Annotated in this window: 17 protein-coding genes; 6 read left to right on the top strand and 11 right to left on the bottom strand. The window is 38.6% G+C overall.

What is annotated here, in order from left to right; translation table 11 throughout:
• Position 1: 1 nt before the first annotated feature.
• The 7 genes from ACOKFG_RS14695 to ACOKFG_RS14665 all read right to left on the bottom strand — a co-directional run bounded on the left by ACOKFG_RS14695 (position 2) and on the right by ACOKFG_RS14665 (position 6849).
• The gene (locus tag ACOKFG_RS14695) at positions 2–529 is read right to left on the bottom strand and encodes a GNAT family N-acetyltransferase (protein WP_299174501.1); all 528 of its coding nucleotides are present in this window, start codon (positions 527–529) and stop codon (positions 2–4) included.
• Position 530: 1 nt separating this feature from the next.
• A complete protein-coding gene (locus tag ACOKFG_RS14690) occupies positions 531–851 on the bottom strand; it encodes a cupin domain-containing protein (RefSeq protein ID WP_298790901.1) in 321 nt (106 codons plus the stop codon).
• 34 nt (positions 852–885) lie between these two features.
• Positions 886–1416: a DinB family protein gene (locus ACOKFG_RS14685; protein WP_298790899.1), complete on the bottom strand. Its 531-nt coding sequence runs from the start codon at positions 1414–1416 to the stop codon at positions 886–888.
• 15 nt (positions 1417–1431) lie between these two features.
• A complete protein-coding gene (locus ACOKFG_RS14680; RefSeq protein ID WP_298790898.1) occupies positions 1432–1992 on the bottom strand; it encodes a thioredoxin family protein in 561 nt (186 codons plus the stop codon).
• A gap of 39 nt (positions 1993–2031) precedes the next feature.
• Positions 2032–4551, bottom strand: a complete 2520-nt coding sequence (locus ACOKFG_RS14675) for a M14 family zinc carboxypeptidase (RefSeq protein WP_422861520.1) — start codon at positions 4549–4551, stop codon at positions 2032–2034.
• Positions 4552–4640: 89 nt separating this feature from the next.
• Entirely contained in the window at positions 4641–5015 is a 375-nt protein-coding gene (locus ACOKFG_RS14670; protein ID WP_298790894.1) for a PUR family DNA/RNA-binding protein, read from the bottom strand.
• 82 nt (positions 5016–5097) lie between these two features.
• Positions 5098–6849 (bottom strand): ABC transporter ATP-binding protein, encoded by a 1752-nt coding sequence (locus ACOKFG_RS14665; protein WP_299174494.1) that lies wholly within the window; start codon positions 6847–6849, stop codon positions 5098–5100.
• A 179-nt stretch (positions 6850–7028) separates the two neighbouring features.
• Between ACOKFG_RS14665 and nusB the strand changes: the two genes are divergently transcribed.
• From nusB to ACOKFG_RS14645, 4 genes are all read left to right on the top strand, one after another.
• The gene (nusB, locus tag ACOKFG_RS14660) at positions 7029–7976 is read left to right on the top strand and encodes a transcription antitermination factor NusB (RefSeq protein WP_299174492.1); all 948 of its coding nucleotides are present in this window, start codon (positions 7029–7031) and stop codon (positions 7974–7976) included.
• A gap of 38 nt (positions 7977–8014) precedes the next feature.
• Complete coding sequence (locus ACOKFG_RS14655) at positions 8015–8497, top strand: DUF1573 domain-containing protein (RefSeq protein WP_298790888.1); 483 nt, start codon at positions 8015–8017, stop codon at positions 8495–8497.
• 14 nt (positions 8498–8511) lie between these two features.
• Positions 8512–8799 carry a preprotein translocase subunit YajC gene (gene yajC, locus ACOKFG_RS14650; RefSeq protein ID WP_298790886.1) on the top strand — a complete coding sequence of 96 codons (288 nt, stop codon included), beginning with the start codon at positions 8512–8514 and terminating at the stop codon, positions 8797–8799.
• Positions 8800–8899: 100 nt separating this feature from the next.
• Positions 8900–10249 (top strand): Gfo/Idh/MocA family protein, encoded by a 1350-nt coding sequence (locus tag ACOKFG_RS14645; RefSeq protein ID WP_299174490.1) that lies wholly within the window; start codon positions 8900–8902, stop codon positions 10247–10249.
• Positions 10250–10412: 163 nt separating this feature from the next.
• Here the strand turns inward: ACOKFG_RS14645 and ACOKFG_RS14640 are convergent, their stop codons facing one another.
• The 3 genes from ACOKFG_RS14640 to pepT form a co-directional block, all read right to left on the bottom strand.
• Positions 10413–11711: an amidohydrolase family protein gene (locus ACOKFG_RS14640; protein WP_299174489.1), complete on the bottom strand. Its 1299-nt coding sequence runs from the start codon at positions 11709–11711 to the stop codon at positions 10413–10415.
• Positions 11712–11863: 152 nt separating this feature from the next.
• Complete coding sequence (locus ACOKFG_RS14635; protein WP_422861519.1) at positions 11864–12457, bottom strand: YdeI/OmpD-associated family protein; 594 nt, start codon at positions 12455–12457, stop codon at positions 11864–11866.
• A 1-nt stretch (position 12458) separates the two neighbouring features.
• The gene (pepT, locus tag ACOKFG_RS14630; RefSeq protein WP_422861518.1) at positions 12459–13691 is read right to left on the bottom strand and encodes a peptidase T; all 1233 of its coding nucleotides are present in this window, start codon (positions 13689–13691) and stop codon (positions 12459–12461) included.
• Between the two features lie 126 nt (positions 13692–13817).
• Between pepT and ACOKFG_RS14625 the strand changes: the two genes are divergently transcribed.
• Both ACOKFG_RS14625 and ACOKFG_RS14620 read left to right on the top strand, forming a co-directional pair.
• Complete coding sequence (locus tag ACOKFG_RS14625) at positions 13818–14207, top strand: hypothetical protein (protein ID WP_299174483.1); 390 nt, start codon at positions 13818–13820, stop codon at positions 14205–14207.
• A 54-nt stretch (positions 14208–14261) separates the two neighbouring features.
• A complete protein-coding gene (locus ACOKFG_RS14620; protein WP_299174481.1) occupies positions 14262–15299 on the top strand; it encodes a quinone-dependent dihydroorotate dehydrogenase in 1038 nt (345 codons plus the stop codon).
• Between the two features lie 12 nt (positions 15300–15311).
• Here the strand turns inward: ACOKFG_RS14620 and ACOKFG_RS14615 are convergent, their stop codons facing one another.
• Entirely contained in the window at positions 15312–17300 is a 1989-nt protein-coding gene (locus tag ACOKFG_RS14615; protein ID WP_299486033.1) for a choice-of-anchor L domain-containing protein, read from the bottom strand.
• Between the last annotated feature and the right edge of the window lie 38 nt (positions 17301–17338).

Below are 17338 nucleotides of genomic sequence, written 5' to 3'. Positions count from 1 at the left end.
TTTAAAGTGCTTTTGTAAGAACCCACATGGCCTTTTCGGAAGACTTAGCTCGGGGTAACTTTAAAGTGCTTTCCTTTTTAATGGTGAAACCGGACTTCAAATAAAAATTGATGGGATTCCCTTTCTGCATGGTATCCAGCCATAAGATTTGCTTGCCCAATCCTTTGGCATAATTCTCAATTTCAAAAAGGATTTTTTTTCCAAAACCCTTGCCTGAAAATTCCTTGAGCAAGTATATTTTTTCGGCTAAAAGTGATGTGTTTGATGGATGCTCATCAATACCAGCATCTATTTTCAGCTTTACAATGCCAATAGTATTGCCATTTGATTTGACCAAAAAGTTGACACAGTTTGAATCTAGTAGCTCTTTTTCCAGAATTGGAACCGTAAAACTATTGTTGATGTAAGGGTCGGGATTTTCGTTTTCCCATAAATGCAAATAGTGTTGACAGTAGGATTTTTTACCAACGGCAATGTAGGTGGAGATTGTTGAGGCACTTACCTCTTCTAAAGTAATTTTCTCGTCCATTTTATTCTTTTTCTCCTCCTTCTGGTCCATAAAACAATACCCATGTTGAAAAATCGTCTGTAAAGTTTTCAAAACGATGCTCTACTCCAGCCGGGACAAAGAGAAAATCTCCTGGCTCAAATGTCGTTCGTGTATCACCATTTATAAATTCACCCGTGCCTGAGACCACCACATATACTTCGTCTCTGGTGTGTGGCTGTTGAAGATCTACCTTTTCAGGTTTATAGATTTCCACAGCTAAGGTTCCATGTTCAAATAATGTTAGGAACGGTGAATCATGAGTTGCCAATTTTTTCAAGGCATTTTGGGCATTTATTTTCATTTAACACTTCGATTTTATCTCATCAAACTGACTTTTATTTTTTCTCTTGGAGTATCGCAAGGTATTTAGGCCATGGACCACTTTCAACCTTGTAGTTTTTTGCCAATACACGGGAAATCTGATTAATATGTCCCAAATCGTGAACCACCCAAGCAGCCAACAATTGTTTGAGCGTTACAGGCCCAAACTCCGGGTGAACTCCTGTTTTCACTAAGGTCATCTCGTCGATAGGTAAAGCTTTCAACTTTTTGAGATTTTCAATGCGCAGTTCGCTAAACTCCAATAACAATTGTTCGAGGTTTTTCCCCTTGCTATTTTTGAACTGGGCGAACCTGTCAAAAGCCTCAAATGCCTTGTTTTCAGTTTCGCTAAGAATTATTAAGGTTCTGGGAATCCAGTCCGTTTTTTCACCATGGATTAAGTGTCCGACCACGTCAAATGGGCTCCATGTATCTCCCCCTTCATTGGTCATTACCCATGCTTCAGGTAATCCTTTAAGCAAATTTGAAATAATAAGAGGCGTTTTGGCCAGTATTTGAATACTTTCTTCTAAGTTGAATTTCATTGATTAGCATCTTGGTTAATCGGCAGTCCATTTTATGTTACAACCAATACTTGGTTTTTGGTTAGAATCGATGGCATCACCCTTTAAAAGCGCTTCCATCGCATTTCTCAAATCCGAACCGGTTAAAGGAACTCCGTTACCGGGTCTTGAATCATCCAATTGCCCCCTGTAAGCAAGCTTAAGGTCGGAATCAAACAAATAGAAATCCGGCGTGCAAGCAGCATCATAAGCCCTGGCTACCTCCTGGGTTTCATCAAAGAGATAAGGAAAAGTGTAACCTTCTTCCGCGGCCTTTTGCTTCATTAAATGAGGAGCATCTTGGGGATAGTTGATGATGTCGTTACTGGAAACTGCAACAAAACCAATACCCTTAGGTTGATATTCCTGTGCCATTTTAACAATCTCGGGATTGACATGAATAACAAAAGGACAATGGTTGCAGATAAACATGATTACCGTGCCCTTTTCACCTGCAATATCCCCTAAGGTTAGTTGCTTGTCGGTTATAGTGTCAATCAAGTCAAAATCTGGTGCAGCAGTGTTAAGGGGAAGCATATTGCTGGGGGTTCTTGCCATCTTTTTTGATTTGTTTATAATGTTTATTTCGGGTATGGACTACATCATCTGACCGAAGAAAATAGCATTCATTAAGAGTTTGTTGGTTCCATACCAAAAGGCTCGAAAATTGGTGTTGTCGGTAAATAGGATAACCCTTCCTTTACCCATTCTATTGACCTTGAAGGGAACGCTGTTTTTAATTAACTCCGCATTCTCTTCTGAAATATAACCGCTTAACAAAGGATTATTGGTGTATTGAATGGGATTGTCATAGCTGTTCTTTTCCGGTTTTAGGTAAATATTTGTGTTTCTGAACAAAGCTAGTTTGTCATTTTTGTACCCGTAATTGATAGGATGTGAACGGTCCAGTTTGGTTTCAAAAATTGCACCTCCGGTTACTTGTGCACCACTGAAACTATTCTTCTGGTCGAAAGCAATGTTTTTGGCCACTAAAGTATCTACTTTTAGTTCTAATGGCATCAACTCGTTTGTTTTAAACCAATTGGCCACTGTTCGATATCCAATCACAGTACCACCTTTTTTAACCCAATCTTTTATCTTTTCAGCTCCTTTCTTATCTAAAATGTTGCTGCCCCAACCGCTTGGTAAAATCAAGTCTGTATATCTGTCTAAATCAACGGATTTAAAATATTTGGTATCCAACTTTGTGATTTTCATTCCATAGCGTGTGTCAAACAGGTGCCAAATTTCCCCTGCATCATAGGAACGTACTCCGTCTCCCACCAAGATGGCAACTTTTTGTTTTTTAACGGGGTCAAAATCGTTGCTTCCGAGGTCGATTCCTTGAGTAAGCCCTGTAGACACGCCGGTTATCTGAATTCCACTTTCTTTGGCTACTTGATTCAGGAAATCATGAAGTTTTTCTGGGGCTAAGCGTTGATTTTGTACTGGAATCATAATGGTTCCGTAATCATATTTCTTTCCCTCAAGGGTAAATGTAGATTTAGCTGTTTTGGCCCGTAATCCTTTTTCCAAAATCTTGTTCAAGGCCTTTGGAGTATAATACTCATGCCATTCAAATAAATAAGCATAGTTACTTTTCTTGTCAACATTGCCCTTGTTTGGCGCAAAATCGGTAACCTGAGATCCGGCATTTGACATGGAACTTAAGTTGGCGTAATCTAAATTAAAGGCCAAGGGAAATGTCCAAGCGGAAACATCGTAAAAAAGACTATCCTTAAACGTGGTTCTTTTCTCGAACATGGCGTTGATGAGTCTTGGATTTTTCTGATTCAATGGTACGATATAACCATGTCCTTTTTTGAACGTTTTCCCGGAAACGGAAACATCTGAAGCAAGTTCATGGAATTTAATCTGATGTCGATGCAGTATTTCTGCCAGATGCCATGTTTTGGATGCATCTTTGGAATCGCCAAAAATTATGGCCTTTGATTTATTTCGTGCCCCTTCAGCGCGCATATCGGAATAGAATTTTCGTTGATAGTCCAAAATTTTGGTGCGCATATTCTTAGCAGCTTCAATTGTCGACAAAGCGGTGGTGAACTGATTTCGTATGGTAAACGGAAATGTTAAAACACCGTTTTCGCTTTCTTGAATATGTCCACGAGAACTTCCTTGTTCAAAAAGAATACCGATGCTTCCATTAACATCTGGGAAGGTTGACCCCTTTCCATAATAATAATCATCATAATTCTCTTCTGAATAATACAACGACCCGATTTTATCCAATGCCTTGGCATGATAGGTGCCAATTTCTCGCGTCAATTCTTGATTTATGACTGGTGTTAGTGGATTAACTCTTGAAGGTTCGCCAGGTTGAAAGAAAAATGTGGAATTGGTTCCCATTTCATGATGGTCCGTAAGAATATTAGGTAACCATTTATGGAACGTGGCTATTCTGGCGCGGCTTTCCGGTAATTGCACAGGAAGCCAATCTCGATTCATATCAAACCAATAGTGGTTGGTTCTACCTCCGGGCCATACTTCATGATATTCACGTTCATTTTTATCCGGATTTAGATTTTGACTCCTGTTAACATTTGCCCAATAGGCAAAACGTTGTAAGCCATCTGGATTGAAACTGGGATCCAAAAGAATGACCATGTTATCCAGCATCTCTTCAATTTGTGGACCTTGGGCTGCAGCCAAATAATATGCATAGGCTAAAGCCGCATTAGATCCACTGGCCTCATTGCCATGAATTGAGAATCCTTGATAAACAACTATGGGTATATCGGAAGTATTCAATGAATTGTTTTCTTCGGATAATGCGAAATGTTGTTCTTGAATAGATGTAATGTTTTGATGGTTTTCTGGAGTCGTTACCGTAAGTAAAAGAATGGGTCTTCCCTCGTAAGTTTTTCCTCTGTCCTCAATAGTTATTCTATCACTGGAAGCAGCGAGTTGCTGCATATAATAAACAAGTTTGTCATGAGTTACATGCCATTCACCCACCTCGTGACCAATGACATCGGAGGGTTTTGGAATTGTAGAATCATAGGTTACATCGTCTGGCAAGTAGTAATCTAGTTTTACATTTTGTGCGGACAGGCTGAAACCCAAAAAGGCCAGCAATAACAAGCTGAGTTGCTTCATGTGATTGATTTGAAAGAATTAGTTAGGTTAAAAATAAAAAACGGCCTGCTCAAAGCAGGCCGTTTTATCATTTTTTTAATGATTCAGGTTTAAATATCGTCAAAATCCACATCTGTGAAATTCTCTGTTGTAGAGCCATTTTCACTTGGTTTGGTTTCTTCGTCCTTTTTAAAATCTTTTTGATGGCGTTCAGAAATTACCTCATGTCCTTTTTCGTCAATGATATAATCCATCATCTCCTCCATAATATCTCTAAAGGAACTGAAATCTTCTTTATACAAGTAGATTTTATGTTTTTTGTAATGAAAAGAACCATCGTCATGAGTGAATTTTTTGCTTTCTGTGATGGTCAAATAATAATCTCCAGCTTTTGTACTTCTAACATCAAAAAAGTAGGTTCTTCTTCCGGCTCTTAAGACTTTGGAGTAAATCTCTTCTTGATCCATTATATCTTTTTCGCTCATATGGTCTAGTGTATCTGTTTAGTACAACGGTATATAATTCTACCAAAAATGTAAAAAAAATGCTAATCCAGCAACTTTTTTCCTATTCTTTCTCAGAGAGTTGGTTCAAGTAAAGTTCTTTATAGTACCCTTCCATATTATTTAATTGTTCGTGAGTTCCCTCCTGAATTATTTCTCCATTTTCCAAAACAATTATCTTATCTGCATTCTTGGCAGAAGATACTCGGTGGCTTACTATCAAGGTTGTTCTGTTCTCTGAAACTCGCTTTAGATTATTCAATATATCTTCTTCCGTTTCGGTATCTACAGCTGATAAACAATCATCAAAAAGATATATCCTAGGATTCTTCAATAGAGCTCTGGCAATGGAAACTCTTTGCTTTTGACCCCCACTTAGGGTAATGCCTCTTTCGCCAAGAATCGTGTCATATTTTTTTGCAAATCCTTCGATATTCTCATGGACCACAGCCTTTTTGGCTACCGTCGTAATCTCCTCAATCGAAGCATTTTCATTACCAAAACGGATGTTGTTTTCAATGGTATCGGAAAAAAGAAATGCATCTTGGGGAACAGCACCAATAGAACTTCGAAGACTATCTAGGTTCAACTTTTGAACCGGCGTTCCGTCTACAAGAACCTGACCGGAGGTCACATCATATAATCTTGCGACCAAATCCAGAATAGTGGATTTACCAGACCCGGTTTTTCCCAAAAAGGCAACAGTCTCTCCCGCATTTATGGTAAAAGACAGGTTTTTCAATGCGGTGATATTGGTATCGTCATAGGTAAAAGTCACATCTTTAAATTCGATTTTACCTGTAATTGGAGTAGCCTCGACGATTCCATTTTTAATAGCGGGTTCTTCCCTTAAAAACTCATTTATTCGCTTTTGGGAAGCTTCGGCTCGTTGGATAATTGAAGTAAGCCAACCAACTATTGCTACAGGCCATGTGAGCATATTTACGTAAAGGATGAATTCTGCGATTATGCCAATTGAAGCTATTTCGCCATCGATATACTGTTTTCCGCCTATATAGATCACGAAAATGTTACTGATTCCGATCAATAATATCATGAGTGGAAAAAACCAGGCATTGACCTTGGCAAGATCCATACTCGTGTCTTTTCCTTCAACCGCCAAATCTTCAAGTTCCCGGTTTATTTTGGGTTCAAGCGTATACGCTTTAATGACCGCAACCCCTGAAAATGATTCTTGCGTAAACGTGGAGAGGGTCGATAAAAACTCTTGGACCTTGGTACTCCGTTTATGTATGATTTTACTGATTTGATAAATCAAAACAGACAATATCGGCAATGGAATCAGGGCATAAGCAGCAAGACTTGGCGCTTTTATGAACATTAGCGGAATAATACAAACAAACATGGTCAAGGTGTTCATGCCGTACATAATTGCAGGCCCGACATACATCCTTACCTGGTTGACGTCTTCACTTATACGATTCATAAGGTCGCCTATTCGATTCTTTTTATAGAAGGCCAAACTGAGTCGTTGATAGTGGTCAAAGACTTCATTTTTTAGATCAAATTCGATGTAGCGCGATACATTGATTATTGTCTGGCGCATTAAAAAAGTAAAGAGGGCCGACAACAGTGCTGCACCTAAAATAATCAGTATATATTCAAACAGTAGTTGCTTCGCTTCCGAACCGGAGATAATATTCGCGAATGCATCCTCAGCCGTTTTTATGGACTTGCTCACATAAGAGGGCATGACCAACGAAAAAACCCGGGCAATTACAGTGATTAAAATTCCTATGACCAGTTTAACCCAGTATTTTTTGAAATATTTATTGAGATGTTTAAGTTCCTTCATGGAAAGAATTGACGTGTTTTAGGTGTGGTTTTCTAACGACAATTCAGCAAATATATACCATCGTTTACAAAGTAAATGTTATAAAACTGATAAGAAAGCAACTTTGGTAGGTTGGATTGAAATATAAGATTACTTTTGCGCAGTGAAAGCCAATCATTGACTTTAAAAGTTCTTTAAAAATGCTAACCAGAAGGCATATCCGAGTAAAAGTGATGCAGTGTATTTATGCATTGGTCCAATCCAAAGATGATTCTTTGGAAAAACAACAGAAATTTCTAAAGGTCAGTATAGACAATATGTATGTGTTGTATCTGCTTGTTTTGAGTTTACTGGCAGAACTTCATAAACTTGCCGAAAAGCATGCTAAGCATGCTTCAAAAAAATACCTAGCCACCGAGGAAGACAATTTCCCAGATCCAGGCAAATTCATCAAAAATCAACTCCTCAATCAAATTTCAAACAACCAATTGTTGCAAAAAGAGCTTTCCAAAAGAAAGTTGAACAACTGGTACCTTAATGAAGAGTATGTGAAAATCATCTACAAAGAGGTGGTTGCAAGTGATATCTACAAAAAGTACATGTTCGATGGAAAAACCGATTATGAGCATGACAAAGAAATCATACTACAACTCTATAAAGAGATCATTGCTCCCAACGATAAGATCTATGAATATTTTGAAGATGACAAGCTTACATGGGTGGATGATGTACCTATCGTAAATACGTTTTTGGTAAAAAGACTTCGTAAAGCCAAAGCGACATCCAATGAAAGTTTCTTTTTGCCTTCTTTGCTCAAAGATGAGCAGGACATGGAATATGCCAATAAGTTATTGACCAAGACCTTGTTGAACGATGAACAATGGGAAAAGGAAATCGAAGGCAAAACCCCTAATTGGGACAATGACCGTATCGCTGAGATAGACTCGATTGTCTTAAAGATGGCCATTTGTGAATTGCTTAATTTTTCATCCATTCCAGAGCGGGTTACCTTAAATGAATATCTGGAAATTGCCAAAGAATACTCCACCCCCAAAAGCAGCATTTTTATCAATGGAGTCTTAGATAAATTGGCAAAGGAATATAAGTCATCTGGAAGGTTGCAAAAAATGGGAAGGGGACTTCAATAAACAATATTTCTTTATTTTTGAAAAAATTAAATTTTATCATGAAGAAAATAACAACAATTTTAAGTTTGATTATGGCAATGGCGCTAGTAAGCGTATCCTGCAAAGACAAGGCCTCGAACAAAATAGTTGCAGACAACGTTGAAAATGCTACGGATAGAGACGAAGCGCAAAAGCAGCTTCCTATTATGAGTTTTGAAAAATCTGAGCATGATTTTGGCTCTATAGCCCAAGGAACACCGCAGGAGACCGTATTTAAATTCACGAATACAGGTAGCGCACCATTGATTATTACAGATGCAAAAAGTAGCTGTGGTTGTACAGTTCCAGATTACCCAAAAAACACTCCAATTGCGCCAGGTGCAACAGGAGAACTTTTGGTGAAATTTAATGGTTCTGGACAAAATCAAGTTACCAAAACAATTACGGTTACCGCCAATACGGAGAAAGGAACCGAATTGTTAAGAATAAAGGCATTTGTTAACCCAAAAGATGCAGCTCAGCAGGCTGGTCCTGTTAAATAAGAGTTAAAATTTAGATGGACAACCTAGGACAGTTTTTCCCACTGATATTGATTTTTGTAGTGGCATATTTTTTTATGATTCGCCCACAAATTAAACGTCAGAAGGATGAGAAAAAATTTACTTCGGAGCTCAAAAAAGGTGATAAGGTTATCACAAAAAGCGGGCTTCATGGAAAAATAACTGAATTGAATGACAAAGATTTTTCTTGCGTCATTGAAACCATGGCAGGCCGATTAAAATTTGATCGCTCTGCAATTTCCATGGAGATGAGCAAAAAATTGAACGCTCCGCCAAAAAAGTAAAAAGAAATCAATAATTGATGAAAGAGCACCCTTAAAGGGTGCTCTTTTGTTTTGGGCCAAAACCATAAAAAGTGATAACTTGTTGAATATCAATTTTATCATGGAAAACCGCAGAAATTTTATTAAACGAAACACTTTGTTCATTGGTGGAGTTGCGACTTCAATGCTGTTCCCGTTAGACCTTTTGGGAACCATTCGAAAACCCGTTGGAGCTAACGATAGAATCAATGTTGGTTTAATAGGATGCAAAGGCATGGGTTTTTCCAACTTGACCTCCATGCTAAAAATGTCTGAAATCAATGTTTTAGGACTATGCGATGTTGATGAAAGTGTCCTAAAACAACGTGTTGCAGATTTGGAAAAGGCAGATATCAAAAAACCAAAGCTATATAAAGACTATCGAAAGCTTTTGGAAAACAAGGATTTGGATGTTGTAATCATCGGCACGCCCGACCATTGGCATTGTCTTCAATTGGTTGATGCCATGGATGCAGGTATGGATGTGTATTGTGAAAAACCCATTGCAAATTCGATTGCTGAATGTGATGCCATGTTGAATCGGGTTAACGCAAGTGACCGAATGGTTCAAATAGGACAATGGCAGCGTAGTCAGCCTCACTTCGTAGATGCCATAAATTATGTGCACTCGGGAGCTTTGGGCAAAATACGGATGACCAAGGCTTGGGCATTCCAAGGTTGGATGCAACCTGTACCTGTGTATGAAAATAGTACTGTTCCGAATGGTGTGGATTATAAAATGTGGCTTGGGCCGGCTCAGAATCGTCCGTTCAATCAAAATAGATTTCATTTTAATTTTCGATGGTTTTGGGATTATGCTGGCGGATTAATGACCGACTGGGGAGTTCACCTTATTGATTATGCACTGTATGGAATGAAAGCTTCAACCCCTAAATCTGTTATGGCTTTGGGAGGAAAATTTGCCTATCCAAATGATGCCTCAGAAACTCCAGATACGTTACAAACGGTCTACGAGTTTGATGATTTCACCTTGTTATGGGAGCATGCTACCGGAATTGATGGGGGTAATTATGGACGCAACCATGGAATTGCATTTATTGGCAACAATGGTACCTTGGTATTGGACAGGGGTGGCTGGGAGGTTATTCCAGAAAGAAACCGACCCAATTGGAGTGAGGACCTCGGACCCAAAATTGAACCGATTCCATTACAGCCCAACACTGGAAACGGATTGGACCTGCATACAGCCAACTTTGTTGAAGCAGTTAAAAATCGGGATAAAACTATTTTAAGGGCGCCTATAAAAGTGGGTTATGATGCCGCCAAAGTTTGTCATATGGGTAACATTGCCTACAAAACAGGGGAAAGGTTGTTCTGGGATAACGAAAAGTCAAGCTTTAATAATAGCGGAGCCGATTTATTGCTTAACACTAACTATCACAATGGATGGAAGCTGCCAGAAATAGGATAAGCTATGCTTTATTTTTGAAGGGACGCATATATCGCTTTATGTATGGTTATCTGTGAGTCACGCGCAACGAATCTTGCAAGTGGAACCGAACCTTAAGAAAATCCGCAGGATTTGCCAAGTAACACAACCCCTAACAATTGATTATACATGTTATTGGCAGCCATTATTTTTCATGTTTGTAAACCTTGCCTTCTTTCATTACAAAAGATATATTTTCCAGTAATGTAATATCAGCCAGTGGATTACCTTTTACTGCTATAATATCTGCTAACTTTTCTATTTCTATGCTTCCTAACTTATCTTCAATCCCAAGTAATTCGGCTGCTGTGAGTGTTGCGCTTTTAATGATATCAATTTCTTTCATTCCCGCATTTTTCATGAACGAAAATTGTTCAGCATTTCTGCCATGTGGATAAACTCCAGCGTCTGTCGCAAATACTATTTTTGCGTTTTTCCTGTAAGCTTTTGAAAATGTTTCGATAAGGGAGGTAAACATTTTGTTATTGCTCCAATCAACATCTTTATCGCCATAATCCTTATTCTTCTCTATTAACTCATAGTAAGCCGATAATAAGTCCATTGATAAGTATGCTTGTTTTTCAAGTAGTAGTTCAATCGCCTCATCATCAAGAAAAGTGGCATGTTCAATGGAGGTCACACCAGCTCGCAGGGCATTTTTGATTCCTTCTACGCCATGTGCATGGGCTGCAACCTTAATGCCTCTTTTATTGGCTTCATCTACTGCAGCTTTAATCTCTTGAATAGTATATGATGCAGCTCCTGGTTTCGTCCCATAAGAACCAAATCCACCCGTTGCAAAGACTTTTATCCAGTCAACTTTATATTTTAAATGCTTACGTGTTTCTTTTCTTACTTCATATTCTCCGTCTGCTATGCTTACGAGGTTTTCGCTAAATTGGATTTGAGGACTTAACCAATTGCCAAACGCACCATGTCCACCAGTAATGGTGAGTGCCGGTCCACTGACATACATTCTTGGTCCAATAATCCAACCTTTGTTGATAGCATCCCTTAAGGCAACATCACCATAGAAGTAGCTATGCAAGTCTCGAACAGTAGTAAATCCTGCTTCCAGTGTTTTCTTTGCATTTACAGTTCCAATTATTCCGTAGGTCGCTGCCGGTAAAGTGTAAACATCGAATTCATCCTGCTCCAAGTACCAATTTCCTACAAGATGTGTATGGCAGTCTATTAATCCTGGAAGAATTGTATATTCTGATAAATCAATGTAGCTTTTTAATTTTGAAGGCCTGGGATTCTTCTCAATTTTAGAGATTTTACCGTCCTTAATTGTTATAAGTACATTTTTTTCAATTCGCTCCGTATTAAAATCCAAAACTCCTCCTGCCAGAACGTATTGGTCGGATTCTTGTGCCAGTGCATTTGCGATTATTGAAATCCAAAAAAATATAAGTACCGATGTTCTATTTGTTTTTTTCACTTTAATTCGCTTTAATGACCGCTAACTAAGAAGAAATGAATCGTTTTAATGATTCAAATCCTTGGGCAAGTGAAGTTCGGAATTTTTAAATTAAAATCCAGATGATAGCCTATGTACGCAAATAGCAAGTGAGATAATAGATTTTAAATCCCCTAGCGATAAGCATCATTCAAGCCTATTCCTTTTTCAATCATGGGCAAGATTTTCTCAAATCTTCGAAGCTTGGTCTTTTCTTGTTTGGCCTCCGTAATATATTCGCAGAATTCCTTTTGCTTGTAAGGCGAAAAGTTTTCAAAGGCGGTTTTAAAAGTGTGATTTTCTGTTAGAGCTTTTTCTAAAAGAATTGGAATCTGCAGTGCTTTTGAAGCTTTTTTGGGAACAATGAAAAGTCCTTTTTTCTGATTTTCTATGGCCTCATTCAGATAGTTAAGGACTTCTTTCGTATCAATGGCATCCATTGATTCAAACTTCCAGTGCCGCATACCTTTGGTTTTTCCCTCTTGGGCATTACTTAATACTTTTTTTGGGTCATTTAGGAAAGCGCCATTAAAGAACCATATTCCAAAATGGTTTTTGAACTTACAGATCCCGAATACATTTTTGTTATTTACGGTATACACGGGAAAATTCCATTTATAGGCTTCAATGGCTTCCGTTTGCTGCGCCAATTTTCTCAATGCATTGATTTCAGCTTTAAAATAATGCTCGGTTTGGTAATACGCCTCTAGTTTTTGAGTCTTTTCCATATCACTTTATTTGTTCAGCTGTAAGCTCACAGATTTTCACGATTACTTGCACTGCCTTTTCCATACTTTCCAAAGGAACGTATTCGTATTTTCCATGAAAGTTATGTCCTCCAGCAAAAATATTTGGGCAAGGGAGTCCCATAAAACTGAGTTGGGAACCGTCGGTACCACCCCGGATGGGCTTGATAATAGGTTCTATGCCCAAAGATTCCATGGCCTCTTTTGCGATTTCCACAATATGAAAGACAGGTTCCACTTTTTCGTGCATGTTTCGGTATTGATCTTCGATTTGTAATTGAATACAATCATCACCATATTTCTTCAACAGCTTGTTTGCAATGTCTTGCAATAATTCTTTTCGAGCTTCAAAATGTTCTTTGTCATGGTCACGAATGATCAGTTCAATTTCCGCGTTTTCAATTTCACCTTTGACTTTGTGCACATGGAAGAAACCTTCTCTATCGGTAGTATGCTCTGGTACTTCCCTTAAGGGAAGCAACCCTAAAAACTCATTGGCAACACCAATTGCATTTACCATTTTTCCTTTAGCGTAACCTGGATGAACGCTTTTTCCTGCGATAACTATCTTGGCGCTTGCGGCATTGAAATTCTCGAACTCCAACTCACCAACTTGACTTCCATCCATGGTATAGGCCCAATCCGCACCAAACTTTTCAACATCAAACTTATGGGCTCCACGGCCTATTTCTTCATCTGGAGTAAATCCAATTCTAATTTTTCCATGTTTGATTTCTGGGTGCTTTATCAAATACTCCATAGCTGTAATAATCTCTGCGATTCCTGCCTTGTCATCAGCACCAAGAAGCGTTGTTCCGTCTGTGGTGATCAATGTTTGCCCTTCATATTGTAAAAGATCCTCGAAGTAATCCGGAGAAAGCACAATATTCTTCTTTTTATTTAGAATGATATCCGAACCGTCATAATCTTCTATAATCTGTGGTTTTACATTTTTTCCACTAAAATCGGGCGTAGTGTCAAAATGCGAGATAAAGCCTATAGTCGGAACAGGTTTTTCGATGTTGCTGGGCAATGTGGCCATGATGTAGGCATGTTCGTCTATAGAAACTTCCTGCATTCCAATCTGGTGGAGTTCCATAACCAGTTTTTTGGCCAAATTCCATTGCTTTTCCGTGCTGGGGGTGGATTTTGAGTAGGGGTCACTTTGGGTGTCTATGGACACATATTCAAGAAATCGGGGTAATAATTTTTCCATAATGTGCATTTCATCAAAAATAACGTTTATTCAATCGTGATTTTAAGAAAAAAGATGCTCTAAAAGGTATCTTCCCATTTCTGAATAACCACCAAGTTGAGAAAGACTTTTTTGTCTATTATATTAATGTCTGGGATTTTCTGCTCAGCCCAACAAGAATGTGCGTTGGGAATAGGAGGAGGAAACGATGATTCTATTGCGGAAGTTTTTCAATTGAACGAGTCGCAATTGGAAAAACTGAAAAACTGGAGTGCTGAATTAAGGTATAGAAATGAGCTTTTGAAGGATCAAGCAAAATTTCTTCTAAAGCGTAATGCAGAAAGCTCTCCCGAAGCGTTGCTATCCCTATCCTATAAATATCGCGGCCTTTTAGATAGCATGAAGCAAAATGTACGAATGCTTGACAAAAGACTGCTTTCTATTTTCAATGACAAACAATACAACCTTTATATGGAGTTGTGCGGACAAATGATGTTACAACCTATACATTTGGATAGGTCAGTTAACGAAAAATAACCAATTTCTTAAAATGTGAATTTAGAGTTTATATTTTTGTTCAAAATTTTTTAAATGTACAAGCTCCTTATACGTCCTCTGCTTTTCTTGCTCGATGCTGAGACTGCACACCATTTTTCTTTTTGGGCCATTCGGACGCTTTCCAAGTTTGGATTTAACCGCCTTTTCCGAAAGATATGGGCTGTAAACGACCCACGACTGGAAAGAGAGGTTTTTGGACTGAAATTTAAAAACCCTGTTGGTCTTGCGGCAGGTTTTGACAAAGATGCCCGTCTTTATAACGAATTATCCGATTTTGGCTTCGGCTTTGTTGAAATTGGCACGTTAACGCCAAAACCACAAGAAGGAAACCCTAAAAAACGATTATTCCGTTTGTTGGATGATCAAGGAATCATCAACCGGATGGGATTCAACAACAAAGGTGTTTTTGAAGCAGTAGAACAGCTGAAAAAAAATCATCGCGTGTTGATTGGCGGAAACATTGGTAAGAATAAAGTAACGGCCAATAAAAATGCCATAAAGGATTACCTGATTTGTTTTGAGGCCCTTTTTGATCATGTGGACTATTTTGTGGTTAATGTAAGTTCTCCGAATACTCCTGGATTGCGTGAGTTGCAAGACAAAGAACCATTGACCAACCTGCTAAAAAAATTAAAACGGGAAAACGCGAAACAAGCCAAAAAGGGAGATCAAAAGGAAAAACCGATTCTTTTAAAAATTGCTCCTGATTTAAGTGATGACCAGTTAATGGACATTATTTTAATCGTAAAGGACACTAAGATTGATGGAATAATTGCAACGAATACGACTATTTCACGCAAAGGACTGAAATCACATCTCATTTTGACCGAGGAAAAAGGAGGACTTAGCGGAAAACCATTGACCAATAGGAGCACTGAAGTAATTCGATTCTTGGCCGAAGAAAGCAATAAAGCTTTTCCTATTATTGGAGTTGGGGGGATACACACTGCCGAAGATGCGCTGGAAAAATTGGATGCCGGTGCAGATTTAATTCAGCTTTATACTGGTTTTGTGTATGAAGGCCCTGCTTTGGTAAAGAGCATCAATCAAGCTATTCTGGCAAAGTCATGATAGCACATCTTGCTATCGTTTTAAAGTAAAGTGACTTTTAAACACCTTTCTAGTACCTTCTTTGGTATCGTAGGTGAGACTGAACCAATAATCTGTTGAGGGAGCTTTATTCCCTCTAGTGGTACCATCCCATCCCATTTCATTGTTAAATTGATGTTGAATCACACCATATCGGTCAAAAATGATTATTTCAGGATTCTCAATTTCAAATAGACTTACAATTTTCCAAGTATCATTTATGCCATCACCGTTAGGAGTGAAAAATCGAGGATAATCCACAATAAAGAATTTTTTGGATAGGATACTGCACTCATTTGAATCTTGAACATATGCAATATGACCTCCTGGATTCAGATTGGAAAAAACGTTGTTTTCACTAAAGGTAAATCCGTCCAAACTGAACATATACTCACTAGGCCCTTCAACATCAATAGAAATAGAATGGTTATCCGCAAACAGGTCACTCAAAATATTCACCTCAAAAAGCGTTGGAGGTTCCGATGTGATTACACTTGTTGATAGAGATATTTCGCAATTGTACAGGAGATTTTGAGCCACAACATGGTAAATTCCAGATTCGGAAGGAATAAGGAAAGGTTGGTTTTCATTTGTAATTAAATTCCCTGCACTTATCGAATTATGATACCAAGTAAAAGAGTAATCCGTTAAGGAAAGCCCTGTATCCATTTGCGGTCGCGGTTCAATAGGACTCCCTTCACCATCTAAACATAAAATATATTCTTCCTGCAAAGTCGATGAAAAATCTAACTGACGCAGATTGATGGTAAAAGAGGCTATCTCGTGGCAGCTTCTTCCTGAAGAAATTCGTGCATAAATGGTTTCAGTGGGTTGACTCATTAAATATCTTCCGGGAACACCAATTACATTTTCGAAGTTTTCGGCATCTTCCATGGACCTATAATAGTATACTCGATAAATACTCGAGTCTTGACCTCCAACAATTCGAGGAGTATTTTCAGAAAGGTCAACTAGTCCTTGACCTTCACTTTCAAAATCACATACGTTTAAATCTATGGGTGGCTCTGCAACCTGTGGAGGAGCTATAAACTCAATTTCTACTCTTCCCTCAGAAACACATGTGGCAGAAAACTCAACTTCCACCTCATAGGTGCCATCCTCTGTTACCGATACTATAGGTAAATCATCAAAATGGTGCAGCCGAGCACCATCTCGGAACCATCTATAATGTGCCGCTCCTGATGCAGTGGCATCCATTTCAAAAATTTCTCCATCACAAAGCGGATTTCCAGTTCTTACGGTTCTATTTTCACCTAGGGAAACATCGATGGAAAAACTCCCTCCGTCCAAAAAGACGGCGGAATCCAACGCAGTATCCAAGTTATCCGCTATGACAAGTTTTATGGTATAAGTTTCTCCAGGGTTCACTAAGGATTCAGCTACTAAACTTTTTGTTTTTCCCGTCATGGAAATAGCAGAACCGTCTCCATTGATACCTCCAAAGTATTTATTGTTGCTTGCTTCGCAAGTATTCGGAACCCCAGGCCTAATACTTGTTGCCGAAACTCGATCCTCTGATTCTGGAACAAGGGCAAGATTGGTGGAAATACCACTTGAGTCTGTTAAGATGAATGCAAAAACATCGGAATAGGTACACTGGTAGGCTTCCGAATATTCTTCGGATGCAAAAAGAAAATTGAAACTTATATTGTTGGTTTTGGGAACAAAGTCAAATTCGATATACGACGCATTAAAAAGACTTGAGACACCGGTTGCAGCCGACAAATCATTATCGCCCAACCAAGCCTCGTCCCCAGCGGTTTTAATATCAATATTTGGTCCCATCGCATCTATCGCATTGCCTGTGGAGATTACAATACCTTCTCGATAGGGAAACTTACTTCCATTGGATTCAAAATAACCAATCCCATTTACACCAAAATTAGTACCAGTAGAGGACCTGTAATTGGAAGTTTCTGCGCAGCTGCTGTTTACAAGAACCTCATTTACCAAACGCTCCACTGTATAGTTAGGATCAACAAGGATTTGTCCAAAACAGG

Source organism: Flagellimonas rhodophyticola (genome assembly GCF_049332665.1).
Lineage (GTDB): Bacteria > Bacteroidota > Bacteroidia > Flavobacteriales > Flavobacteriaceae > Flagellimonas.
This window is presented reverse-complemented; position numbering and strand designations above follow the sequence as displayed.